Source organism: Pseudomonas sp. S3_C06 (assembly GCF_054667675.1).
The window spans coordinates 4839359-4863864 of sequence record NZ_CP162747.1 but is presented as its reverse complement, the minus strand read 5'-3'; the positions used below and the strand labels follow the sequence as shown (position 1 = coordinate 4863864).

At 60.5% G+C, this 24506-nt stretch carries 15 protein-coding genes; 5 read left to right on the top strand and 10 right to left on the bottom strand.

What is annotated here, in order from left to right:
* Positions 1-554 precede the first annotated feature (554 nt).
* Positions 555-1718: a type III PLP-dependent enzyme gene (locus AB4N44_RS21465; protein ID WP_034154440.1), complete on the top strand. Its 1164-nt coding sequence runs from the start codon at positions 555-557 to the stop codon at positions 1716-1718.
* Positions 1719-1989: 271 nt separating this feature from the next.
* Here the strand turns inward: AB4N44_RS21465 and AB4N44_RS21460 are convergent, their stop codons facing one another.
* A complete protein-coding gene (locus AB4N44_RS21460) occupies positions 1990-2745 on the bottom strand; it encodes a tetratricopeptide repeat protein (RefSeq protein WP_460107586.1) in 756 nt (251 codons plus the stop codon).
* Positions 2742-3422, bottom strand: coding sequence for a Fe2+-dependent dioxygenase (locus AB4N44_RS21455; RefSeq protein WP_460107589.1), 681 nt, complete (start codon positions 3420-3422; stop codon positions 2742-2744). Before AB4N44_RS21455 ends, AB4N44_RS21460 begins: the two co-directional genes overlap by 4 nt.
* 207 nt (positions 3423-3629) lie before the next feature.
* Here AB4N44_RS21455 and AB4N44_RS21450 point away from each other — a divergent pair, with 207 nt between their 5' ends.
* Both AB4N44_RS21450 and AB4N44_RS21445 read left to right on the top strand, forming a co-directional pair.
* Positions 3630-5948 (top strand): TonB-dependent receptor, encoded by a 2319-nt coding sequence (locus tag AB4N44_RS21450; RefSeq protein WP_150749581.1) that lies wholly within the window; start codon positions 3630-3632, stop codon positions 5946-5948.
* Between the two features lie 235 nt (positions 5949-6183).
* Positions 6184-8712 carry a PepSY domain-containing protein gene (locus tag AB4N44_RS21445; protein ID WP_460111690.1) on the top strand — a complete coding sequence of 843 codons (2529 nt, stop codon included), beginning with the start codon at positions 6184-6186 and terminating at the stop codon, positions 8710-8712.
* Between the two features lie 225 nt (positions 8713-8937).
* Here AB4N44_RS21445 and AB4N44_RS21440 read toward each other — a convergent pair whose 3' ends face one another.
* From AB4N44_RS21440 to ptsP, 4 genes are all read right to left on the bottom strand, one after another.
* Positions 8938-10479, bottom strand: a complete 1542-nt coding sequence (locus AB4N44_RS21440) for an alkaline phosphatase D family protein (protein WP_460107592.1) — start codon at positions 10477-10479, stop codon at positions 8938-8940.
* Positions 10480-10664: 185 nt separating this feature from the next.
* Positions 10665-12398: a PTS fructose-like transporter subunit IIB gene (locus AB4N44_RS21435; RefSeq protein ID WP_150776356.1), complete on the bottom strand. Its 1734-nt coding sequence runs from the start codon at positions 12396-12398 to the stop codon at positions 10665-10667.
* An 11-nt stretch (positions 12399-12409) separates the two neighbouring features.
* Positions 12410-13351, bottom strand: a complete 942-nt coding sequence (gene pfkB / locus AB4N44_RS21430) for a 1-phosphofructokinase (RefSeq protein ID WP_460107595.1) — start codon at positions 13349-13351, stop codon at positions 12410-12412.
* Complete coding sequence (gene ptsP, locus AB4N44_RS21425; RefSeq protein ID WP_460107598.1) at positions 13351-16212, bottom strand: phosphoenolpyruvate--protein phosphotransferase; 2862 nt, start codon at positions 16210-16212, stop codon at positions 13351-13353. Before ptsP ends, pfkB begins: the two co-directional genes overlap by 1 nt.
* 307 nt (positions 16213-16519) lie before the next feature.
* Between ptsP and cra the strand changes: the two genes are divergently transcribed.
* Together cra and AB4N44_RS21415 are read left to right on the top strand one after the other, a co-directional pair.
* On the top strand, positions 16520-17515 hold the full coding sequence (cra, locus tag AB4N44_RS21420) for a catabolite repressor/activator (protein ID WP_095119519.1): 996 nt from the start codon (positions 16520-16522) through the stop codon (positions 17513-17515).
* 3 nt (positions 17516-17518) lie between these two features.
* Positions 17519-18295 carry a TatD family hydrolase gene (locus AB4N44_RS21415; RefSeq protein ID WP_150749586.1) on the top strand — a complete coding sequence of 259 codons (777 nt, stop codon included), beginning with the start codon at positions 17519-17521 and terminating at the stop codon, positions 18293-18295.
* A gap of 116 nt (positions 18296-18411) precedes the next feature.
* Here the strand turns inward: AB4N44_RS21415 and AB4N44_RS21410 are convergent, their stop codons facing one another.
* The 4 genes from AB4N44_RS21410 to AB4N44_RS21395 form a co-directional block, all read right to left on the bottom strand.
* A complete protein-coding gene (locus AB4N44_RS21410) occupies positions 18412-19116 on the bottom strand; it encodes a methyl-accepting chemotaxis protein (RefSeq protein ID WP_371857645.1) in 705 nt (234 codons plus the stop codon).
* Between the two features lie 1554 nt (positions 19117-20670).
* Positions 20671-21510, bottom strand: coding sequence for a regulatory signaling modulator protein AmpE (gene ampE, locus AB4N44_RS21405; protein ID WP_127925795.1), 840 nt, complete (start codon positions 21508-21510; stop codon positions 20671-20673).
* Positions 21507-22067 carry a 1,6-anhydro-N-acetylmuramyl-L-alanine amidase AmpD gene (ampD, locus tag AB4N44_RS21400; RefSeq protein ID WP_150749587.1) on the bottom strand — a complete coding sequence of 187 codons (561 nt, stop codon included), beginning with the start codon at positions 22065-22067 and terminating at the stop codon, positions 21507-21509. Before ampD ends, ampE begins: the two co-directional genes overlap by 4 nt.
* Positions 22068-22131: 64 nt before the next feature.
* The gene (locus AB4N44_RS21395; protein ID WP_150749588.1) at positions 22132-24312 is read right to left on the bottom strand and encodes a DUF1631 domain-containing protein; all 2181 of its coding nucleotides are present in this window, start codon (positions 24310-24312) and stop codon (positions 22132-22134) included.
* Positions 24313-24506: the final 194 nt, after the last annotated feature.

Below are 24506 nucleotides of genomic sequence, written 5' to 3'. Positions count from 1 at the left end.
GCAGGCTCGCTCCCACAGGATCTGCGTGATTTTTTCTTCATTCGCCAGCTGGAAAAGAATCTCAACACACGTCACTCAGAGAACACACCAACAAGCGCTTCTGAAACAACTAAAATCCCCTCCATACGCCCCTCTCGCCGCCAACGTCGCCGATGTTGCGCCCATCACACTTACCCACGACTTCGCCGGCAAAAGCTGCGAACGTGCAGGTATTTTTAACACTTGAAAATTCTCGGGGAACATCTGCCCGTCATCTCGGTCGGCTACAAAGAGTGATGAACGCGACGCACGTCAGAAGCGTGCAAAAACGCGACATTTTTAGTTGATCTCACGCCCCTCACGCCCTAAAGTTCGCGCCGAACGTCCATGCTGGAAACGATCCATCCGGCTCAAGTACTGACGACGAGACAGCAAGGCCAAGGGAAAGCTGCACATCCCATGGCCTTTTTGCTTTCGGCGACATGCCTTGGGAAGTAGGCGAACCAAAGTGGGGATACGGAGGGCGTTCATTTGCACCCATTGATTAACTTAGTTTGCCAGTAGGAGTTCCCAGCATGTCGATCCAGGTCGAAGACTATTTCGCGCGCGCTACATTCGACAAAATGAAGGCGTTCGCCGACAAACAGGAAACCCCGTTCGTGGTGATCGACACCGCGATGATCGCCCAGGCCTACGATGACCTGCGCGCCGGTTTCGAATTCGCCAAGGTCTACTACGCGGTCAAGGCCAACCCGGCCGTCGAGATCATCGACCTGCTCAAAGAAAAAGGTTCGAGCTTCGACATCGCCTCGATCTACGAACTGGACAAGGTAATGGATCGTGGCGTCAGCGCCGACCGTATCAGCTACGGCAACACCATCAAGAAATCCAAGGACATCCGCTACTTCTACGAGAAGGGCGTGCGTCTGTTCTCCACCGACTCCGAAGCCGACCTGCGCAACATCGCCAAGGCTGCACCGGGCTCGAAAGTCTATGTGCGGATTCTTACCGAAGGCTCGACCACGGCTGACTGGCCACTGTCGCGCAAATTCGGCTGCCAGACCGACATGGCCATGGACCTGCTGATCCTTGCTCGTGACCTCGGCCTGGTGCCTTACGGCATCTCGTTCCACGTCGGCTCGCAACAGCGCGACATCAGCGTCTGGGACGCAGCGATCGCCAAGGTCAAAGTGATCTTCGAGCGTTTGAAAGAAGAAGACGGCATCCACCTCAAGCTGATCAACATGGGCGGTGGCTTCCCGGCCAACTACATCACCCGCACCAACAGCCTGGAAACCTACGCCGAGGAAATCATCCGCTTCCTGAAGGAAGACTTCGGTGATGATCTGCCGGAAATCATTCTTGAGCCGGGCCGTTCGCTGATCGCCAACGCCGGTATTCTGGTCAGCGAAGTGGTGCTGGTTGCACGCAAGTCGCGCACTGCCGTTGAGCGCTGGGTGTATACCGATGTCGGCAAGTTCTCCGGCCTGATCGAAACCATGGACGAAGCGATCAAGTTCCCGATCTGGACCGAGAAAAAAGGCGAGATGGAAGAAGTCGTGATCGCCGGCCCGACCTGCGACAGCGCCGACATCATGTACGAGAACTACAAGTACGGCCTGCCGCTGAACCTGGCGATCGGTGATCGTCTGTACTGGCTGTCGACCGGTGCGTACACCACCAGTTACAGCGCGGTTGAGTTCAATGGTTTTCCGCCGTTGAAATCGTTCTACGTGTAAGAGCAGCTGCGAGTTTCAAGCTGCTAGCTGCAAGTGAAAAGCCCATGACGTGTCATGGGCTTTTTTGTGTCTGTGCGTTCGGCTTGAAGTTTTGCGGGGTACTTGAGACCGAGGCCCCTCACCCCAGCCCTCTCCCGAGGGAGAGGGAGCCGATGTGTAAGCTTTTCAAAATTGAGTTCGACTGGATATCTCAGGTCGATGTATAGCGCCAGAACGACGCGGTCAGTCCCCTCTCCCCTTGGGAGAGGGCTAGGGTGAGGGCTTTGCGAACTCAGATACGCTGCAAGTCTGTGCATCGAAGCGCGAACCGAGCAGCCATCCCCTGAACCCTGGGGTCTGTCGCACCTGACAGCGTCTGACTCGCCACCCGCAGAAAATTCAGATTACCGCCGGCCAAAGCTTTCTCAAGCCAATCGACCGCCTCATCAATCCGCCCCTCATCCGCTAAAACTGCAGCGAAACTGAACTGCCCACGAAAATCCCCACCCTCCGCCGAGCGCCGATACCACTCACGCGCCGCCGTCGGATCCGCCGGGCACACCAGCCCTTCTTCCAGATACCGCCCCAGCAGATTCATCGATTTCGCATGGCCCAGTTCAGCCGCGCGGCGATACAGCGCCAGCGCCTGCAGATGATCCACCTCCACTCCCCGCCCGGTCGCCAGCAGATTGGCGAGGTTGTACATCGCCCAATCCAGTCCGGCCTCCGCCGCAATCCGATAGTGCTGCGCGGCAATCGCCGCATCTGCCGAACAACCCCAACCATGCTCATGACAACGCCCGAGCATGTTGCGCGCCATCAGATGCCCGCGTCCGGCGGCGATGCCGAACCAGCGCAGCGCCAGCGCTTGATCCTGTGCGATTCCCTGGCCATCCAGCAGGATCTGGCCTAGCAGCGCTTGCGCTTCAACCTCGCCCTGACCCGCCGCGAGCAAAATCGCTTGCGCGGCACGGGCAGGACTTTCGGCGAGCATGGCGCTGAGTTGTTCGCCGCTGAGGATTTCCTCGCGACGTATTTGAAAAGTCATACCTCAACCCAACGCCGCAGCAGGTTGTGATAGGTGCCGGTGAGGCGGATCAGCGAAGGGTGATCAGGCATGTCTTGAGTCAGTTGCTGAATCGCCCCGTCCATCTCGAACAGCAACGCGCGCTGGCTGTCTTCGCGCACCAGACTTTGCGTCCAGAAGAACGACGCATAACGCGCACCGCGGGTGACCGCGTTGACCTTGTGCAGGCTGGTGCCGGGATACAAAACCATGTCACCAGCCGGCAACTTCACCCGCTGCGTACCGTAAGTGTCCTGGATTTCCAGCTCGCCGCCGTCGTAATCCTCCGGTTCGCTAAAGAACAGCGTCGCCGACAAATCGGTGCGCATCCGCTCGATACTGCCCTTGGGCTGGCGCACGGCGTTGTCGATGTGGAAATCGAAACTGCCACCGGCGGTGTAACAGTTCACCAACGGCGGGAAGACTTTGTGCGGCAACGCGGCGGACATGAACAACGGATTTTTCCACAGCCGTTCCAGCATCGCCGCGCCGATTTCCTTGGCCAACGGATGACCTTCAGGCAATTGCAGATTGTGCTTGGCCTTCGCTGACTGAAAGCCGGCGGTGATCTTGCCATCGGCCCAATCGGCCTGCTCCAGCGCGTCACGAATGCGCTGCACTTCGTCTTTTGCGAACAGTCCGGGGATGTGCAGCAGCATGGCGATGTCACCTGATGGCAAAGAGGCGGCAATGGTATTGATTCTTATTGGCCGTGTAAAACCCGGGAGACGAATGAACGGGCAAAAACCGTAAGGTTAAATTGTAAAGAATGTAAATTCAGTGCGAATAACAATGTTTCGCAATTGATACGAATACCTGTTTACCCTATATTCCGCCGCCTCAAATCCTTGGGGAGGGGAATAAAAATGGCACGTCAACACGCACAATTACCGGTCAGTTCACCACGTCTGCTCGCCTCTGCAATTGGTGTGGCAATCACCGCCGGCTCCGCTGGCCAGATGGTGTTCGCCGCTGAAAAAACCGACAGCAAAGCCGCCGGCAATGCCATCGCCCTGGACGCCACCGCCATCACCGGCGAAGCGCAGGACTCGACGTCCTACCAGGTCGAAAAAGCCTCCTCGCCCAAGTACACCGCGCCGCTGGTCGACACGCCGCGCTCGGTCACCGTTATTCCGCAACAGGTTCTGAAAGATACCGGCGCCCTGAACATGCAGGACGCACTGCGCACCGTGCCCGGCATCACCTTCGGCGCCGGTGAAGGCGGCAACCCGCAGGGCGACCGTCCGTTCATTCGCGGTTTCGACGCCCAGGGCGACACCTACCTCGACGGCGTGCGTGACACCGGTTCGCAGAGCCGCGAGATCTTCGCCGTGGAAAACATTGAAGTCAGCAAGGGCCCGAACTCCGCCATTGGCGGTCGTGGCGCGGCAGGCGGCAGCATCAACCTGGTGAGCAAGAAAGCGCACCTGGGCAATTCGTTCGACGGCGGCTTCACCTGGGGCTCCGACCAGACCCAGCGTTACACCCTCGACGGCAACTACCAGTTCAGCGACACCGCTGCTGGCCGTCTGAACCTGATGAGCCACGAGAGCAATGTCGCCGGTCGCGACAAGGTCGACTACGACCGTTGGGGTATCGCCCCGTCCCTGGCGTTTGGCCTGGGCACCGACACCCGCGTCAACCTCGATTATTACCATCTCGAAAGTAACGACACCCCGGATTCGGGCGTGCCGTACACCATTCCTGCCGGCGGCTCCGCTGCACGCACCAAGTCCAATCCGGACAAGCCTTACGCCGGCGGTGATCACAGCAACTTCTACGGTCTGGATCGCGACTTCCGCAAGGGCCGCACCGACACCGCGACCTTCGCCATCGAGCATGACCTGAGCGACTCGCTGACGATCAAGAACACCCTGCGTCACGGCACCAGCATGCAGGATTACATCCTGACCCAGCCGGACGACAGCAAGGGCAACGTCAACAACGGCACGGTCTGGCGTCGGGCGAATACGCGGGTGAGCAACACCGAGACCACCACCAACCAGACCGACCTGTTCGGTAACTTCTACGTTGCTGGTTTCAAGAACAGCTTCTCCACCGGCGTCGAGTACACCCGTGAGGAAAGCCAGAAGTCCTCGTATAACGTCAACACCGACACCACGCCGCGCACACCGGGCAACTCCAGCACTAACTGCACCCCATCGATGGTCGGCGCTTCGAGTGGCTACAACTGCACCTCGCTGTCGAACCCGAACACGAACGATCCGTGGAACGGCGCCATTTCGCGCAACTACGCTGGCACCGACACCCAGGCCAACACCTACGCACTGTATGTGTTCGACACCCTGGAACTGAACGAGCAGTGGCTGGTGAACATGGGTCTGCGTTACGACCACTTCGACACCGACTACAAGTCCTACAACGCCGCTGGCACCACCACGTCCAAGGGTGATGACACCAGCGAGTTCGTCACCGGTCAGTTCGGCGTCGTCTACAAGCCTGCGGAAAACGGCAGCATTTATGCCTCCTACGCCACCTCGGCCACGCCACCGGGCAACACCTTGGGCGAAGGTCAGGAAGGCAACCCGTTGGGCGGCACCCCGGATCGCAGCGGTAATCTGCTGAGCAGCGACATGGAGCCGGAAACCACCAAGAACTATGAAATCGGCACCAAGTGGGATCTGCTCAATGATCGCCTGTCGCTGACCGCTGACATCTTCCGCACCGAGAAAGAAAACGCTCGTGTGCAAGTCGACACCACCTCGTACGAAAACGCCGGCAAGACCCGTGTGCAAGGTGTCGAGCTGTCGGCCAGCGGCAAGATCACCGACAAGTGGCAAGTGTTCGCCGGTTACGCCTTCATGGACAGCGAACAAATCGACGGCGGCCCGATGGGCAAGGCCAACGATGGTAACGAACTGCCTAACACGCCGAAAAACAGTGCCAGCCTGTGGACCACTTACCAGGTCACGCCGAAGCTGACCATCGGTGGCGGTGCGTTCTACGTCGACGACGTGTACGGCAGCGTGGCCAACACCACCATGGTTGACTCGTATGTTCGCTACGACGCGATGGCCGCGTACAAGCTGACCAAGAACGTCGACCTGCAACTCAACGTGCAGAACCTGACCAACGAAACCTATTACGACAAAGCCTTCTCGACCCACTTCGCCAACCAGGCGGCGGGCCGTACGGCACTGTTGAGCACCAACTTCCACTTCTGACCGATGTGGAAACCTGTGGGAGCGAGCTTGCTCGCGAAAGCGCTGGGTCAGTTAAGTCGAGGCTGACTGACACGACGCCTTCGCGAGCAGGCTCGCTCCCACAAGGTATGCGCCGCAAGGCTTGGCCCCGTTCATTCAATTGAACGGGGCTTTTGTGCGTAAGAAAGAACGCTTCTCGATAACCCACGGCATAATGCGCGCCGTGAAGACAATTTCCGAACGGACGGCGAGTGACGTGTTGAAGAAAACCCTGTTCCAGTTGCACTGGTTTTTTGGCATCACCGCAGGCCTGGTGCTGGCGTTGATGGGCATCACCGGCGCGGCCTATTCGTTTCAGGACGAAATCCTGCGGGCGCTGAACCCGTCCGTCCTGCAAGTAGAAAAACAGGTCGCCGGTGTCTTGCCGCCGGTCGAACTGGTCGAGCGCATCGAAGCCACGTCGGGCAAGAAGGTTTCGATGCTCTGGGTCGAAACCGACAGCGGCAACGCGGCTCGCGTCTTCTTCACGCCGCCCAAAGGCGAGCGTCGCGGTGAGATGCGCTATTTCGATCCCTACACCGGCGAATTCATGGGCAACGCCGTCGGCCAGGACTTCTTCGGCCTGATGCTGCAACTGCACCGCTTCCTCGCCATGGGCGATACCGGGCGCAACATCACCGGCGCCTGTACGCTGATCCTGCTGTTTTTCTGCCTCTCCGGCCTGTACCTGCGCTGGCCGCGTCAGTGGAACAGCTGGCGCGTATGGCTGACGCTGGACTGGAAGAAAAAGGGCCGCGCCTTCAACTGGGATCTGCACTCGGTAGCCGGCACCTGGTGCCTGCTAGTCTATCTGCTGCTGGCATTGACCGGGTTGTCGTGGTCGTACGAGTGGTACAACAAAGGCCTGACCAAATTGCTCTCCGACGCCCCGCAAAACGAACGCGTGCGCGGCGGTCGTGGCCCGGCGCCGGAAGGTCCGGCGCCGACCGCCGATTACGCCGCGATGTGGAGCAGCATCTACAGCGCAGCCGGCCCGGGTCTGTCTGCCTACAACATTCGTATGCCTCCTGTGGCCGGTCAACCGGCGACGGTGTTCTACCTGCTCGACAGTTCGCCGCACGATCGCGCCCTGAACCAGATCACTCTCGATCCGGCCACCGGCGTGGTCAAACGCGTCGACCGCTACGCTGACAAGAGCTTCAAGGCGCAACTGCTGACCAGTATTTATGCGCTGCACGTCGGCAGTTACTTCGGTCTGATCGGGCGGATCATCATCACCGTTGCGGCGGTGTGCATGCCGCTGTTTTTCATCACCGGCTGGCTGCTCTACCTCGACCGCCGCCGCAAGAAAAAGCAGATCAAGGACGCACGCAAAGGCCTCGCTCAACCGGCCGGCGATACTCCAGCGTGGCTGATCGGTTTCGCCAGCCAGAGCGGTTTTGCCGAGCAACTGGCGTGGCAGACCGCCGGGCAATTGCAGGCCGCCGGACTGCCGGTGAAGGTGCAGCCACTGGCGAATGTCAGCGAGCAGGATCTGCGTGAATCGAACAATGCGTTGTTTGTCGTGAGCACCTTCGGCGACGGCGAAGCACCGGACAGCGCACGCGGATTTGAGCGCAAGGTGTTGAGCAAGGCGGCAACGCTCGACAGTCTGAATTACTCGGTGCTTGGCCTCGGCGATCGTCAGTATCAGCACTTCTGCGGTTTCGCCAAACGCCTGCACCATTGGTTGGCTGAGCACGGCGGCAAGACATTGTTCGCCCCGGTGGAAGTCGACAGCGGTGATCCGTATGCCCTGCGTCACTGGCAAACCCAACTCGGCCTGCTCACCGGGCAAGCCCCCATCGATACTTGGCAGGCGCCGAGCTACGACAACTGGACGCTGATCCGCCGCGAACTGATGAACCCGGACAGCAGCGGCTCACCGGTTTATCTGTTGGGCTTGAGCGCACCGAACACCAGCAGTTGGCTGGCCGGCGACCTGGTCGAAGTACTGCCGCGCAACTGCCCGTGGGCCATCGAGCATTTCCTCGACGGTCTCGGCATTCGCGGCGAGACCACGGTGAAAATCAACGGCCTCGACGAGCCGCTGGAAGTGGCACTGGCTTCGCGTCAATTGCCTGAGCACCGTGCACATCTGGTCGGTTTGCATGCGCAATCGCTGGTCGATGCGATGGTGCCGCTGGCCATGCGCGAATACTCGATCGCCTCGATTGCCGCCGACGGTGTGCTGGAGTTGATCGTGCGTCAGGAACAGCATGCCGACGGCACGCTTGGCATTGGTTCTGGCTGGCTGACCGAGCACGCGCCGGTGGGCGGCAGCATCAGTTTGCGGGTTCGACGCAACAGTGGCTTCCATCTGCCGAACGAACCCGTGCCGATGATTCTTTTGGGCAACGGCACCGGCATCGCAGGACTGCGCAGCTTGCTCAAGGCGCGGATTGCCGACGGTCAACAGCGCCAGTGGTTGCTGTTTGGCGAGCGCAATCGTCAACACGATTTCCTCTGTCGCGCGGAGCTGGAAGAGTGGTTGATCAATGGCGATCTGGAGCGGCTGGATCTGGCGTTTTCGCGGGATCAGGCGGAGAAGATTTATGTGCAGGATCGCTTGCGTGAGTCGGCTGACGAGTTGAAGAAGTGGCTGGCGGAGGGGGCGGTGATTTACATTTGCGGCAGCTTGCAGGGGATGGCTTCGGGGGTTGATCAAGTGCTTAACGACATTCTCGGTGCCGCTGAAGTCGAACGCCTGATTGAGCAAGGCCGCTATCGGCGTGATGTCTATTAAGAGCCCCTCACCCTAACCCTCTCCCAAAGGGAGAGGGGACTGATTGGGGGAGATTCACGCAATACGCCGACCTGAACGTGCTTCACCGAATCCAGAATCGAGAAAGGATTTTGTACCTGATCTCATAATCAACTCGGTCTCTCAGGTCGATGTATGACGCAAGACACCTCGATCGGCCCCCTCTCCCTCCGGGAGAGGGCTGGGGTGAGGGTCAGCCTTTGATCTTCAAGCGGGCTGCAACTTCTTCTCAAAAACCGCCACCCCATTCAAATCCCGCAACACCACACTCATCTCCCCACTCCCCCCTTCAATATTCACCTCGCCAAAAAACTGAAACCCGGCAAACGGCGAAGTGTTCTGCGCCGTCGGTGCCTTCTCGAACACCACCTCCGGGCCAAAGGTTTTATCCAGCGGATTAGGCCCAAAGCTCCCGGCATTCAGCGGCCCCGCGACAAACTCCCAGAACGGTTCGAAATCCTGAAACGCCGCACGATCCGGGTGATAGTGATGCGCCGCGCAGTAGTGCACGTCGGCGGTGAGGAAGACAAAATTGCGCACCTGCTGCGCGCGCAGATAACCGAGCAACTCGGCGATTTCCACCTCGCGCCCCTGCGCCGGTCCCGGATCACCGTTAGCCACCGCTTCCCAACGCGCCACACCCGGACTGACCTCGCCATCCGGCACGCCAAGACCAATCGGCATGTCAGCGGCGATGACCTTCCACTGAGCTTTGGATTTCTTCAAACCGCGCTTGAGCCAGTCCAGTTGCTCACGCCCCAGAAACGGTTTCGCCGCGCCAAGGTTGTCGTCATTGGCGCCGCGATAACTGCGCATGTCGAGCACGAACACATCGAGCATCGGCCCATAACTCAACTTGCGATAAATCCGCCCGCCGCCGTCAGCAGCCTGTAAACGCATTGGCGAATATTCCAGCCATGCCTTGCGGGCGCGCCCGACCAGGGTGTGGATATCTTTCTCCTGATAACGCTCGTCGAGCTGCTTGCCCGGTGACCAGTTGTTGACCACTTCATGGTCGTCCCACTGCCAGATCTGCGGCACCTCGGCGTTGAAGCGGCGGATGTTTTCGTCCATCAGGTTGTAGCGGTAGTTGCCGCGATAGTCGTCGAGGGTCTGCGCGACTTTGCTCTTGGCTTCGGTGGTGAGGTTGCGCCAGATGCGCCCGCCTTCAGTGGTGAGCTGCGCGGGCACCGGGCCGTCGGCGTAGATGGTGTCGCCGCTGTGGATAAAGAAGTCCGGCAAACGCAGACGCATCGCTTCGTAGATGCGCATGCCGCCGATGTCCGGGTTGATGCCGAAACCCTGGCCGACGGTATCGCCGCTCCAGACGAAACGAATATTGCGCCGCGCCGTCGGTGCGCTACGCAGGTGACCGAGCCACGGTTCGCTGGCGACGCCGGTGCGGGCGTCCTTGAAATACACGCGATAGAAAATCGCCTGATCGGCGGGCAGCCCGGTCAGTTCAACGCGGGCGGTGAAGTCGCTGCGGGCATCGGCGAGCGCCGAGACCAATCGGCGTGGATGGCGAAACTGTCTGCGGGTGTCCCACTCGACCACCATATGCGCGGGACGATCGCTGCGGCTCCAGATCATCGCGCGGTCGCCTTGCAGGTCGCCGGACTGCACGCCATCAGTCAATTGCGGACGGTCCTTGACCGACGCTATCACCGCCGGCGCCAGGCTTGGCATCAGCAGACCAGCACCAACGACTTGCATGACACGCCGGCGACCGGGGTTGAAATCGCTCATGGTGTTCTCCCTGAAAAAAGGAAAACTTAAGCACGCTCACATGAAACACACATGACACCAGACACACCGCAGATCCAGTGTAGGAGTGAGCCTGCTCGCGATATCGGTATATCTGCCAACATTCATGTCACTGACAGACCGCTATCGCGAGCAGGCTCACTCCTACAGGGGATTTATGTTGTCGGTCAGGCCTTGGCGGGTTCCAGCGCCAGCTCGACGGCTTCGGGGCGTTTGACCGTTGCATAGACGACGGCGGTCAACAAACTACCGGCGACAATCGCCAGCAGATACAGCAACGCATGATTGATCGCATTCGGGATCGCCAGCACAAACAAGCCACCGTGCGGCGCCATCAGTTTGCAGCCGAAGTACATCGACAACGCACCGGTCAGCGCGCCACCAGCAATGCTCGCCGGAATCACCCGCAACGGATCTTTCGCGGCAAACGGAATCGCGCCTTCGGAGATAAAGCACAGCCCCAGCACCAGCGCTGCTTTACCCGCCTCGCGCTCGGTCTGGGCAAACTTGCGTCGCGCAATAAACGTGGCGATACCGAGGCCAATCGGCGGCACCATGCCCGCCGCCATGGTCGCGGCCATCGGTGCATAACTCTGCGACGCCAGCAGCCCCACCGAGAACGCGTACGCGGCTTTGTTGATCGGCCCGCCGAGGTCGACGCACATCATGCCGCCGAGCAGCACACCGAGCAGAATCGCGTTGGTGGTGCCCATGCTGTCGAGGAAATGCGTGAGCGCCCCGAGCATGCCGGCAACCGGTTTGCCGACCACGTAAATCATCACCAGACCAGTAAACAGACTGGCTAACAGCGGGATGATCAGAATCGGTTTCAGCGCCTCAAGACTCTGCGGCAAGGCGACATAACGGCTGATCGCCTTGGCCGCATAACCGGCGATGAAACCGGCGACGATCCCACCGATAAAACCAGCGCCCAAGGTGCTCGCCAACAGACCACCGATCATCCCCGGCGCCAGACCTGGACGGTCAGCAATCGAATAGGCGATGTAACCCGCCAGCAACGGCACCATCAACTTGAACGCGGTCTCGCCGCCGATCTGCATCAGCGCAGCGGCCAGCGTGCCTTCTTCCTTGAACGCGGTGATGCCGAACACGAACGACAGCGCAATAATCAAACCGCCGGCCACGACCATCGGCAGCATGAACGACACACCGGTCAGCAGGTGTTTGTAAACGCCGGTTTTCTCTTGCTTGGCTGGTACTTTGCCGTCAGCCGCCGCGCTTTCCACTGCACCTTCGGCCAAGGCTTTTTTCAGCGTGGCTTCGGACTGCTTCAAGGCGATCCCGGTGCCGCAGCGATAGATTTTCTTGCCAGCGAAACGCTCGGTGGCGACTTCGATATCCGCCGCCAGCAACACCACGTCAGCCTCGGCAATCGCCGCTGCGCTCAACGGGGTTTTCGCGCCCACCGAGCCTTGGGTTTCGACCTGCAATTCATAGCCCAGACGCTTGGCAGTTTGCTGCAAAGCTTCGGCGGCCATGAAGGTGTGGGCGACACCGGTCGGGCACGCGGTAATCGCGACGATGCGTGGCGCACGCGGCGCATCAGCAACCGGTTCAGCCGCGCTGGCGACGTAAACCGCAGCCTCTTCAGCACCACGACGCAGCACCGCTTCAACATCCTGCAGCGCCTGCGCCGGGGCGATCTGGAAAACACGTTTACCGACAAAACGCGTCATGTCGATCGCGCCTGTGGCGACCAGCAAAACCCACTCGGCCGCTGCAATGGTCGCCGCCGACAACTCGCGTTCCGGGTGCGCCGCATCGACCACTTCAACGCTGGTGCTCCAACCCTGACGCTGCGCTGCGGCATCGAGCAGACGCGCGCACAGCACGCTGGTGACCATGCCGTTCGGGCAAGCCGTAACAATGGCTAATTTCATGACAAACCCTCTTATTGTTCTGTCAGGGGACGCACGCGCACGCCCTGTTCGAGCTGCGCCAGTTGCGCAGCGTCGTTGATGCCGAAACCGATCTGGGTCACCGCCATCGCCGCAATTGCGGTGGCCGTGCGCAGGGTTTGTTCAGGTGTGTCGGCACTGAGCAAACCGTGGAGCATGCCGGCCAGCAAGGAATCGCCGGCACCGACCGTGCTGGCGACGCTGACCTTCGGCGGCGTGGCGTGCAGTGCCGAACCGACGCTGAACCAGTTCACGCCGTCAGCACCGTGAGAAATCACCACGTGCTCGATCCCTTGGGCATGCAAACGCGCCGCTGCTTGCGCTTCCGCCGCGTGGGAAACCACCTCGCAACCGAGTGCATCGGCGAGTTCTTCAGTGTTCGGTTTGATCAGCCACGGGCTGGCTAGCAACGCTGCGCGCAAGGCTTCGCCGCTGGTGTCGAGGGCGACTTTCAGACCGAGCTGGTTGAGCCGTTCGATCAACTCGCGCAACCACTGCGCCGTGACGCCGCGCGGCAAACTGCCGGCCACCACCACGGCGTCGTGACCCGGTGCGATCTGCAGCAGACGCTCCAACAAGGCCTGCTGCGCGGCGGCGTCGACCACCGGCCCCGGGCCGTTGATGTCGGTGATGCGACCATCCTGTTCGGCGACCTTGATGTTGCTGCGCGTTTCACCCGGCACGCGGATAAACGCGTCGACAAAACCGCGCTTGGCGAACAGGGTTTCGAACGCTTGCAGATTGTCTTCGCCGAGAAACCCGCTGACCGTCAGTTGATGGCCAAGATCGGCCAGCACCTGCGCGACGTTCACGCCTTTGCCGGCGGCGTGGGTGTGCATTTCGTCGCTGCGATTGACCTGACCGGCCTCCAGCCGTGGCAACTCAACGGTGAGGTCGAGCGCCGGGTTGAGGGTCAGGGTAAGAATCTTGGCCATTACAGGGCCTCCACTAGTGCGCGCACTTCATTCGCGCTGCCCACGGCCAGGGCCTGTTGAGCAAGGGTTTGCGCCTGGGTCAGGCTGAGTTCGCGGATGCGCGCTTTCACTTCGGCAATGCTGCGCCCGGAGACACTGAGCTCATCGACACCGAGGCCGACCAGCACCGGCACCGCCAGCGGGTCCGCCGCCAGTTCGCCACAGACGCCGACCCATTTGCCATGGGCATGGGCCGCGCGCACGGTGATGTCAATCAGTTGCAGCACCGCCGGGTGCAAACCGTCAGCCTGCGCCGACAGGGTCGGATGGCCACGGTCGATGGCCAGGGTGTATTGCGTCAGGTCGTTGGTGCCGACGCTGAAGAAGTCGACTTCCTTGGCCAGCACCGGCGCGAGCAAAGCGGCGGACGGCACTTCGATCATGATCCCCAGTTGCAGATCGGCGACCGGGATTTCCAGGCGCAGACGTTCAGTCATGTCGCGGGCCTGACGCCATTCTTCAACGCTGCCGACCATCGGGAACATGATCCGCAATGGACGGTTGTCCGCCGAACGCAGCAAGGCGCGCAATTGCGCTTCCATGATCTGCGGCCGCTGCAAGGTCAGGCGAATGCCGCGCACGCCGAGGAACGGGTTTTCCTCTTTGGCGATCGGCCAATACGGCAGCGGTTTGTCGCCGCCGACATCCAGCGTGCGCACCACCAGCGGACGCCCCGCCAGACCATCGAGGACACGACGATATTCAGCTTCTTGCGTGGCCTCGTCCGGCGCTTGCGGGTGGGCCATGAAAATCAGTTCGGTGCGCAGCAGACCGATGCCTTCTGCGCCCTGCTCCACCGCGCTGATCACACCGGCGCTTTCACCGATGTTGGCGAACACTTCGACGGCATGACCGTCGGTGGTGTGTGCCGGTTGGTGGCGTTGTTCGGCGGCAATCTTCAGGCGTTGCTCGCGAGTGTCGCGTTCTTCGGCGGCGCGTTGCAGGGTCGCAGCATCGGCGTCGACATGCAGGCGACCGCGTTGGCCGTCGAGCAGCAACGGCGTGCCCGGTTTTAGCAGCAACACCGCCGCGCCAGCGCCAACCAGCGCCGGAATCCCGAGCGCTCGCGCGACGATTGCACTGTGCGCCGTGGCGCCGCCGCGTGCGGTGAGAATCCCCGCCACACGCGCCGGGTCCAGCCGCGCGACGTCGGACGGGCCGACTTCGTCCATCACCAGAATGTATGGCTGCTCAGGCTCGCTCGGCGTCTGCACACCACACAGTTGCGCCAGCACGCGGCGGCCGATATCGCGCAGATCCGCCGCACGCTCGGCGAGCAACGCGTCCTGCAGCGATTCCTGTTGCTTGGCCGCCGCCTCGATCACTGCCATCCACGCCGCTTCGGCGCTTTCGCCCTGCTTGAGGCGGGTGTCGACTTCGTCGGTGAGATCCGGGTCGTCGAGCATTTCCTGGTGGGTGATGAAGATTTCGCGGATGGCTTTGGCTTTGCTGCGTTCGATCAGACCTTGAATGTCGCTGCGCACATCGCTGAGGGCTTGCTTGAGGCGTTCGCGCTCGACCGCGGCGGACTCGCCACGCAGCGGATAATCGATGGTCTGCTGAACCTGGATATGCGCAGGCCCGATAGCAATGCCCGGTGCTGCCGGGATCGCCTGCAACTGAGTGCCAGACGCCGGAGCGATCAGCACTTCGGCGATGTCGGCGATGACTTCGCGTTGCTGACTTACCGCTGGTAGCGGCTCCACTTCTTCGCCAAGGCCTTCTTCGATAGCGGTCAAGAGTGCCGGCAAAGCATCAGCGGCAATGCTCGGCTCGGCGATCAACTCCAGCACCTGACCGCGACGTGCGCCGAGGCTGAGCAGTTTGCTCAAGCTCTTCACCGACACGGCGCTGTCCTGACCATCGACAATGCGCACGCGAACTTCGCCATCAAAACTCTTCGCCAGTTGCGCAAGGATCTTCGCCGGACGCGCGTGCAAGCCATGGGCGTTGGCCAAGGCAATGCGTGCGCTTGGCCAATCGGCGGGCAATTCACCGCCAAGCACTTCGAGAACTTTACGGCTGCTGGTGGCCCGGCCCAGTTCATGGCCGCGACCTTCGATGAGCAATGCGCAAAGACGTTCGAGCAGCGCCTGATGCGCCTCGCCCAAACTGGCCAGACAGAACAAGCCACTGAGTGGCTGACCGAGGTAGCGCATCGGTTTGTCCGGGGTGACAAACGCCAGGCCCGGGCGCTTCACGGTTTGCTCGCTGTGCAACCACCACAAACCATCGCCCAACGGCAGTGCTTCGACCTGTTGCAGCACCGCCGAGAAACCGTTGCTCACACAATCGGCCTGACGCAACAGACGTGCGCCACGCCAGACCAGTTCTTCGAAATCATCGGCCGACACGCCGAGGCCGATCATCTGCGCATCCAGCGCCAGCTCCTGCGGCGCGCCTTGCAGCAGTTTCAGCAGGGCTTCGGGGGAACTGGCGCGCCGCAGGGCCTGGCCCAGATCGGTCTCGCCGAGGGCACGGGTCAGCAGTTGCAGCAGGCGCAGGTGTTCGTCGGATTTGGCAGCGATACCAATCGCCAGATAAACGATCTGGCCATCGCCCCAATCCACGCCTTCCGGGAACTGCATCAGGCGCACGCCAGTGGCGAACACTTGATCGCGGGTTTCCGGGGTGCCGTGGGGAATGGCAATACCTTGACCGAGAAAGGTCGAGCCCTGGGCTTCCCGGGCCTGCAATCCGGCGAGGTAGCCGTCGGCGACCAGACCATCGGCCACCAGATGATTGGCGAGCAGTTGCAGGGCAGCGGGTTTATCCACAGCCGATTGGCCCATGGATATCTGCTCTATAGTGAGCTCGAGCATGCGATCTCCTTTTTGGCGCTTTATGAGTGCCAGGTATTGTTTTGGATGGTTGCAGCTTAGGCGCTCTGCCGCTTTGCTTTTCAGCGGCAGTTTTGGCGGTTTCACGGCAGCACCGGCCAAAGGCGTCTAAAACGTAGAAAATACGCTTGCTGAAACGTTTAATCTAGATTGATCGGCACGTTACTCGATAATGTCCCATCCTTGAAGTCCAACTTGTCGGATGCGCTGCGACAATAGTCGCCTGCCCTAATCGGGTAGGATTGGCGAAAATGTCGCGGCAAGCTCGAATAAACAAGGAAATCCCGGGTTGAAACTCAGTGATATCGCGCGGTTGGCCGGAGTGTCCGTGACCACCGCCAGCTACGTCATCAACGGCAAGGCCGAACAGCAACGCATCAGCACCGCCACCGTCGAGCGGGTGCGGGCGGTGGTCGATCTGCACGGCTTCACGCCGAACCCTCAAGCGGCCGGGCTGCGCAGTCGGCATACGCGCACGCTGGGCTTTATTCTGCCGGACCTGGAAAACCCCAGTTACGCGCGGATCGCCAAACTGCTCGAACAAGGTGCGCGAGCGCGTGGCTATCAGTTGTTGATCGCCAGCTCCGACGATGCGCCGGACAGCGAACGGCAATTGCTGCAACTGTTCCGTGCTCGTCGTTGCGATGCGCTGATCGTCGCCAGTTGCCTGCCGGCCGGCGATGACAGCTATCGGCAGTTGCAGGCCAAAGGTCTGCCGATCATCGCCATCGACCGGGTCATGGAACCCGAGCATTTCTGCTCGGTGATCAGTGACGACCGCGAAGCCAGCCTGCACCTGACCCAGAGCCTGCTCGATCCGCAACCGAAGCAGATCGTACTGCTCGGCGCGCGCCCGGAACTGAGCATCAGCCAGGAACGTGCCGCCGGTTTCAAAGAGGCGCTGGTCGATTTCAAAGGCGAAGTGCTGGTCGAACACGCCGAATCCTTCAGCCGTGAGTGCGGCAAGCAGTTGATGGAAGAACTCCTGCAACGCCTGGGGCATTTGCCCGATGCGTTGGTGACTACGTCCTACGTGCTGCTACAGGGTGTGTTCGATGCGTTGCATGACTTCCCGTTGAAATCGCGCCCACTGCGCCTCGGCACCTTCGGTGATACGCAGTTGCTGGATTTCCTGCCGCTGCCGGTCAACGCCATGGCCCAGCAGCACCAGTTGATCGCCGACAAGGCGCTGGAACTGGCGCTGGCCGCCGTCGAGCAGTCGGAGTACAAGCCCGGTGTGCAGGCCATCGCGCGGACCTTCAAGCAGCGTATCCACCAGGACTGAGCCGTGGAGCTGATCGACAGCCACACCCACCTCGATTTCCCCGACTTCGACGCCGATCGCGCGGCGTTGCTCGCCGAATGCCGCGCCCTCGGAGTGCGGCGGATGGTGGTGTTGGGGGTTTATGAGGGTAACTGGCAACGGGTGTGGGATCTGGTGCAGAGCGACAAGGACTTGTACGCGGCGTTCGGTCTGCATCCGGTGTATCTCGATCAGCATCGTCCTGAGGATGTGTCAGCGCTCGGTGATTGGCTGACCCGGCTGCGCGGTCATCGACAATTGTGTGCGGTGGGCGAAATCGGTCTGGATTACTTCGTCGAAACGCTGGATCGCGAGCGGCAACAGGCGCTGTTCGAAGCGCAGCTGCAATTGGCGGCGGATTTCCAATTACCGGCATTAATCCACGTTCGCCGTAGTCATGCGGCGGTCATCGCTACGCTCAAACGCGTCAAGCTCAAACGCGCGGGGATCATTCACGCCTTCGCCGGCAGCCGTGAAGAAGCGCGGGAGTACATCAAACTCGGTTTCAAACTGGGCCTGGGCGGCGCACCGACCTGGCCGCAGGCGTTGCGCATGCATCGGGTACTGGCGGAGCTGCCGCTGGAGTCGATCGTGCTGGAAACCGATTCACCGGACATGGCGCCTGTCATGTTTCCCGGTCAGCGCAACAGTCCGGCGCATTTGCCGGCGATCTGCGAGGCGCTGGCCGAGTTGATGAAGATCAGCCCCGAACATTTGGCCACCGCCAGCACCGCCAACAGCTGCGAAGTATTCGGCTGGTAACACATCTCCCCCTGTAGGAGCTGTCGAGTGAAACGAGGCTGCGATCTTTTGATCTTTGAAATCAAGATCAAAAGATCGCAGCGTGCCGCAGCTCCTACAGGGGATTTGTGTACAGCTCAGACGCGGAAGGCGCTAATCAGTTGTTTAAGCTCGACAACTTGGGCTGACAGCGCGCGGCTGGCATCTTCGGTCTGGTGCGCACCTTGCGCCGTGCGTTCGCCGGCACGGTTGATCTCGACAATGTTCTGGTCAATGTCGTGGGCCACTGCTGTCTGCTGTTCAACGGCCGCGGCAATCTGCTGGTTCTGATCGACGATCATGCCCACCGCCCCGAGGATGTTTTCCAGCGCCTGCTGAACCTTTTCCGACTGCCCCACCGTGCCGTTGGCCATCTGATGGCTAACGCCCATGGCTTTCACCGCTGCTCCGACGCCGCCGTGCAGCTTGGCGATCATCTGTTCGATTTCTTCGGTCGATTGCTGAGTGCGTTTGGCCAAGGTACGCACTTCGTCTGCGACCACAGCAAAGCCACGTCCCTGCTCGCCGGCACGTGCCGCTTCGATCGCCGCGTTGAGCGCCAGCAAGTTGGTCTGCTCGGCGATGCTCTTGATCACTTCCAGTACACGGCTGATCGACTGACTGTCGCTGGCCAACTGGTTGATCACCAGCACCGACTGGTCGATCTCGCTGGCCAGCGCGGCAATGCTGCCCTGCTGTGATTCGACCAAGCCACGGCCATTGATGGTCTCGTCATTCACGCTGTGAGCACTGCTCACCGCTGCGGCGGCACTGCGCGCCACCTCCAGTGAGGTCGCCGACATCTGGTTCATCGCCGTCGCCACTTGTTCGATCTGCGTGCGCTGTCCCGCCACCGCCTGATTGCTCTGCGCGGAGACGTTTTCAACCTGCCCGGCCTGACGTTCGACCTCGGCGACGGTCTGGCCCACCCGCTCAATCAAGTCGTGAATCTTCCTCACCGTGCCATTGAACACCTCGCCCAACTCACCTAACTCATCGCGACTGCTGGCCTTGAAGTTGACCGTCATGTCACCAGCCGCAACCTTGTCCATCATCGCCCCGAGGCGTTTAAGCGTGGTGCGGGTCGAGGCGTAGAAACCACCATAGAGATAGAAAATCAGCACAAACACCACCGACAGCGCCACCGCCTGCAAGACCATGTGTGTGCGGTTTTGCGCCAGACGCTGCTGCAATTGAGTGTCGAGGAATTTCAACGTGGCTTCGTTGAGCTCATAGGTCTTGCCGATCAGCCCAGTGACCTGATCGTAAAAAGCCTGCCACGGCGCATCGAGGGTGTCGGCCATGACGACCTGCTCTTCGAACAGTTCGCTGGCCTGTTTCAGCGAGGCCTTGCTGCTGTCGGCCGCAGCGCTGAGGGTTTCCCGCGCTGCTTTGCTGGAGCCGAGGGCGTCCTGCAGTTTCAAACCGTATTCGGCCTGGAGTTTTTCGATCTGCACCATCAACTCGTCGAAACGTGTGCTTGAAGAGCTGTTGAGAAAACCCTGACCCAATGAATAAGAACCCATGGCCCGGCCTTCGCCGAGAGTTTGCGTGACGGTCGGCGTAATCAGGGTAACCAGTTCGCTGAGCTGACGGATGTCGCTCTGGTTGTCGCGGCTCAGCCCGGCCTGACTGGTGATGATCTGGCTGAAAATCTGCGCACTGGCCAGCAGTTTGCCAATCAACGCGCTTTTACTCTGCAGCGAGTTTTCCACTTGCTGGGCCTTGAACGCGGCGATCATTTCATCACGCTTGTCGTCGAATACTTTGATCTGCTCGGGATCGTCGGTCATTGCCGCCAGTCCCTGCAGGCGCGCCAGAACCGCCTGTTCGAGCGTGGTGATCTGCGCCTCGACATTCCCGGCCTTGCCCGACTGGCCGAGGCTGACGTTGATCTGCACCAGATTGTTGAGGGTTTCCAGATCCCGGCGCAGGGCCAGGCTGCTGCCCAGCAGATCAAGGCTTTGCAGCTCGACGCGGGTGCCCTGGAATTCGCGATAGGAGTCGCGCACCAGATAGAAATTGGTCACCAGCATCGGCACCAGGAACAGCACGCTGATCAGGCTGAACTTCATGCCGAAGCTCAGACGGTTCATCAGCGAGACGGCGGGATAGAGCAAGCTCTTCACTGGAAGTCTCCCTTGGTTTTTCTTGTTTTTATTGGCAGGCGCGGGACGACAGCAGATAGCCACTATCGGGCGCTATCTCTGTATAGCTCAAATCGGAGGGAGGTTTTGTAACTTAAGGTTAACGACAAAAAGATCGCAGCCTGCGGCAGCTCCCACAGGAAACACACAATCCCTGTGTAGGAGCTGCCGCAGGCTGCGATCTTTTGATCTTTCTTTAAATCAGTGAAATCAGTGGATCAGGACTGTCCACAGGGCAAACCCGGCATACCACAGCACTGCCGCGCGCAGCAGCAGTTCCCACAGGCAATCGAGGGTGTTGATGCCTTCCGGCCCGACCACTGGAGGTGGAATCTCGCCTGCCGCCAAACCGACCCGATTGATCAGTTGCGCCGCGCTGATGTTCCAGTTGAGCAGTTCATGCAGCATCACCCGACTGACCGCAACAAAGTTGCCGACCAGTGCCATGCTCGCCGCCAGCAAGCGTACCGGCAGCCAGTCGAAGGCGTGCCGCAGTTGCGCGGCGCGCTCGACCAGCGCCGGGTTCTGCCCGTGTTCTTGCGCCAGCGCCAACAAGCGATAGGCCAGTGCCGCCACCGGGCCGAGCACGAAATACCAGAAGATCACCGCAAAAAAGCTCTGGTAAGCCTGCCACAGAAGATGCCCCTGCACACGCTCGAGCAACTGCTCGCCGCTGTCGGCGCAAATATTCAGATCACGCTTGGCCACATGCGCCGCGGCTTGCAGATCCTCACGGCGCCAGGCATCACGGAACGGCCCGAGACCGCCGAGCAAGTCGCCGCGCCCCAGACTGTAAATCACCACCAGCAAATGCACCGGCAACGCCAGCAAGCCGTAAGCCACCGGCTCCAGCACCACCAGCAACAGCGCCAGCAAGGCCACCGGAAACAGCACCAGAATGCTCAGCACCAGCCACGGCTGTTTCGCCAGACGCTCGCTGCTTTCGAGTTTGTTCAGTTCGCGGATCCATCCGCCATCGCGTTGAACCCGATGACGCAGGGCCGAAAACTTCTCGATCCACAGCGCCAGCAGTAACACCAGAAAACTCATTGTCCTTCCTCTTGTGCCAGGGCCGCGCGGTAACGCGCCCAGTCGAATGCCGGGCCAGGATCGGTCTTACGCCCGGGTGCTATGTCGCTGTGCCCGCAAATGCGCGCGCCGGTGATGGCCGGAAATGCGCTTTGCAACTGACGTGTCAGCGCCGTCAACGCCTGATACTGCGCGTCGGTGAACGGCAGATCATCGGTGCCTTCGAGCTCGATGCCCACGGAAAAATCGTTACAGGTTTCGCGCCCTTCGAACACCGATACACCCGCATGCCACGCCCGCTCAAGACAGGAGACAAACTGGGTGACCTTGCCGTCACGTTCAATCAGAAAATGCGCCGAAACGCGCAAGTCGGCGATCCCTGCAAAGTAGGGGTGTTCGGTGACATCCAGACGATTCTGGAAAAATTCATGTACCTTGCCTGTGGCAAACTGCGCCGGCGGCAGGCTGATGTTGTGGATAACCAACAGGGAAATTTCGCCCGCAGGGCGTTCATTGAAGTTGGGCGATGGGCAGACCTGCACCCCGTGACACCACCCGCTAGCGGGATCCAACTGCATACCGATTCCTTCAACGCCGACTGTGTTGGCGCCCAGTATGCCGTGATCGGCCCCCGGCGCGCGATCACTTGCCGCGATTGAGTCGCCGCAGATTGCCCAGTACCGACTCCAGCGCCCGATCAAACAGCAAGGTGTCATCCAGTGCGCGTACCGCACCACGCTGGAATTCCTCGGCCAGCGCAAGGCGACTGCGCTCCAGTACCTTCATGCCGGTGCGATCGACAAACACATATTTGCCGGTGGCTTCGATGATCGCCGCGAGTTTGCAACGCAGACTGTGTTCATCGTCCTCTTGAAACGCCACCCAACTGCCCAGACGCAGTTGCTCGACCTGGCGCAAACCGACGGCATCGTGGGACAAACGTGCCGATGACAGCGCCATGCTGCTGTCGTCGGCGCTTTGCAGCACGATCTGTTGCGAGACCTCAATCATCGAAGCGGCCGGTTCTGCCTCGACGGAGCGCTCCAGCACCTGCACATGCAGGGCTTCAAGTTCGCTGAAAAACTCGCTGGTGGCGAACGGGTCGAACGCCGAACTGGTCAGGCCATCACGCAGCGACTTGAGCAACCCCGGTACCAGCGCCAGCAAGCGCAGACTGGATTCAGCGTCTTCGTGACGCTGCACACTCCAGATCAATTGCTCCATGGTTTGCACATCGGCCTGCCATTCGGCTGACTGATCGCCATGCTTGAGGCACGTCAGCAGCAGTACTTTGCTCCACGCATCTTGTACGAAGGTGACCACGGAAGGCGGCAGCGTCTTGCCCAGCAATGCCTGATTCAAAGCCCGTTCGACCCGGCGCCGGGCCAGTTCGGTTTTCGCTCGCCCCTCTTCGGCGTCACGCAGACGCTGTTCAAGCAGCTCGCTGCGACGGCGTTCATCACTGGTGAACGCGAGGAAATCGGCGAGCAATTCGGAAAAAATCGCCGGATCATCGACAAAGTCAGTCAGCAGGCGCTGCACCACTTGTTCGATACGCAGGTACAAGCTGTCACGCGCGTCACCGTCACAATCGCCCCAGCCCATGGCCGCCTCGGCGATTTCATTGAGCAGGCGCCGCGCCGGATGCGTGCTGCGGCTGAAGAAACTCTTGTCGAGCACCGCGACCTTGAGCATCGGGATCTGTAACCGGGCGATCAGGGCCTTGAGCGAATCCGGGACATTGCGGTCTTCAAGAATGCAGTCGAAGACCATGGCGATCAGATTGATCACGTCTTCGTCCGCATCGCCCACAATCCGCGATTTGCCGCTTCTGACGCTGACCCGGGTCAGCAGTTGTTCGAGCTGATTGCGTAGATCGAAATCATCCTGTGCCGCCAACTCGGGCACGTATTGCTGCAAATGCGAGAGCAGGCGCAGCAGATCGCGGGTGGAAATCGGTTGAACCGCAAAGCTGGATTCCAGCGTCGGTGCGACAGTGCCACGTACATGCGAAAGCAACTCTTGCAACGCGGCGAAGACCTCTTGCACGCTTTCATCGACAGGCGGCAGATCGTCGCTTTCACCACTTTCCACATTCGCGATCGCCCGATCAATGGCGCGGCGTGCAGGGGCCGGCTTCAAGTCCGGCAACACACCGGTGGCGAGCAGCAATTGATTGGCTTCGGCGTAAAGCTGTTCGGTGTCGGCCAGGACATAGCGCTCGAACAGTTTGAGCAGGATCAGTTTAACCTTGATCTCCACGCCCAGATTACGCCCGGCCTGGAGGAAAAACTCGCAGAGCAGCGCCGGGCCGAGCGGGTTGTGCTGATCATCGAGGGTCTTGCCGAGCAGCGCGTTAAGCCGTGCGGTCAGTTGATCGAGGGCGAAGCCGTCACGCTTGAGCACCCGACCGACCATGGTCTCGACCGCCACGCTGCGTTCCATATCGTCGTTGCGGGGGGCCAGCTCGTCGTATATCAGCGCGTGCGGCAGAGTGTTGTGCGCAGGATCGTATTGGGTCAGGCCGACGAAGGCTTCGAAGAATTGCTCGAGAAAACCGCGTTCGATGTTTTTGCGCTTCAGGCGCAGGTCGCGCATGGCTTCGAAAAAGATGTTCTGTTCGACGTCGTTGCGCGCCCGGTCGGCCATTTCAAACAGCGTGTCGTCGGCGTTATCGAACAGCTCCTGCAAACCGTGGCGCAGTTGCTGGGCAGCCTTGTCGCGAACCTGAAGCAGAATCACAGGCAGGCGGGCGAGCGGCGAGTGATTCGCCTGATCGGCAGTGCCTTTGTGCAAAGGCACCACTTTCCCGTCGTTGTGCATCCAAGCCTCCTGAAACGGTGATTCGTTCGGTCAAGCCAACCCGGATCCTGTGGGAGCGAGCCTGCTCGCGATGGCGGTGTGTCAGCCGCAGCAATGTCACTGAAAGAATGCATTCGCGAGCAGGCGCGCTCCCGCAAGTTCAATCAGGACGTCAAAGCTATGACGTCAAATGCAAGGCGAATTATCTTTCATAA

Coding starts and splice junctions, on each gene's coding strand:
- ampD (WP_150749587.1), bottom strand. CDS start 22,067: ATGCAGTTGGATCCCGCTAGCGGGTGGTGTCACGGGGTGCAGGTCTGC.
- AB4N44_RS21440 (WP_460107592.1), bottom strand. CDS start 10,479: ATGAGCGATTTCAACCCCGGTCGCCGGCGTGTCATGCAAGTCGTTGGT.
- AB4N44_RS21435 (WP_150776356.1), bottom strand. CDS start 12,398: ATGAAATTAGCCATTGTTACGGCTTGCCCGAACGGCATGGTCACCAGC.
- AB4N44_RS21465 (WP_034154440.1), top strand. CDS start 555: ATGTCGATCCAGGTCGAAGACTATTTCGCGCGCGCTACATTCGACAAA.
- AB4N44_RS21410 (WP_371857645.1), bottom strand. CDS start 19,116: ATGTCGGCGACCTCACTGGAGGTGGCGCGCAGTGCCGCCGCAGCGGTG.
- AB4N44_RS21395 (WP_150749588.1), bottom strand. CDS start 24,312: ATGCACAACGACGGGAAAGTGGTGCCTTTGCACAAAGGCACTGCCGAT.
- ptsP (WP_460107598.1), bottom strand. CDS start 16,212: ATGCTCGAGCTCACTATAGAGCAGATATCCATGGGCCAATCGGCTGTG.
- ampE (WP_127925795.1), bottom strand. CDS start 21,510: ATGAGTTTTCTGGTGTTACTGCTGGCGCTGTGGATCGAGAAGTTTTCG.
- pfkB (WP_460107595.1), bottom strand. CDS start 13,351: ATGGCCAAGATTCTTACCCTGACCCTCAACCCGGCGCTCGACCTCACC.
- AB4N44_RS21455 (WP_460107589.1), bottom strand. CDS start 3,422: ATGCTGCTGCACATCCCCGGACTGTTCGCAAAAGACGAAGTGCAGCGC.
- AB4N44_RS21460 (WP_460107586.1), bottom strand. CDS start 2,745: ATGACTTTTCAAATACGTCGCGAGGAAATCCTCAGCGGCGAACAACTC.
- AB4N44_RS21450 (WP_150749581.1), top strand. CDS start 3,630: ATGGCACGTCAACACGCACAATTACCGGTCAGTTCACCACGTCTGCTC.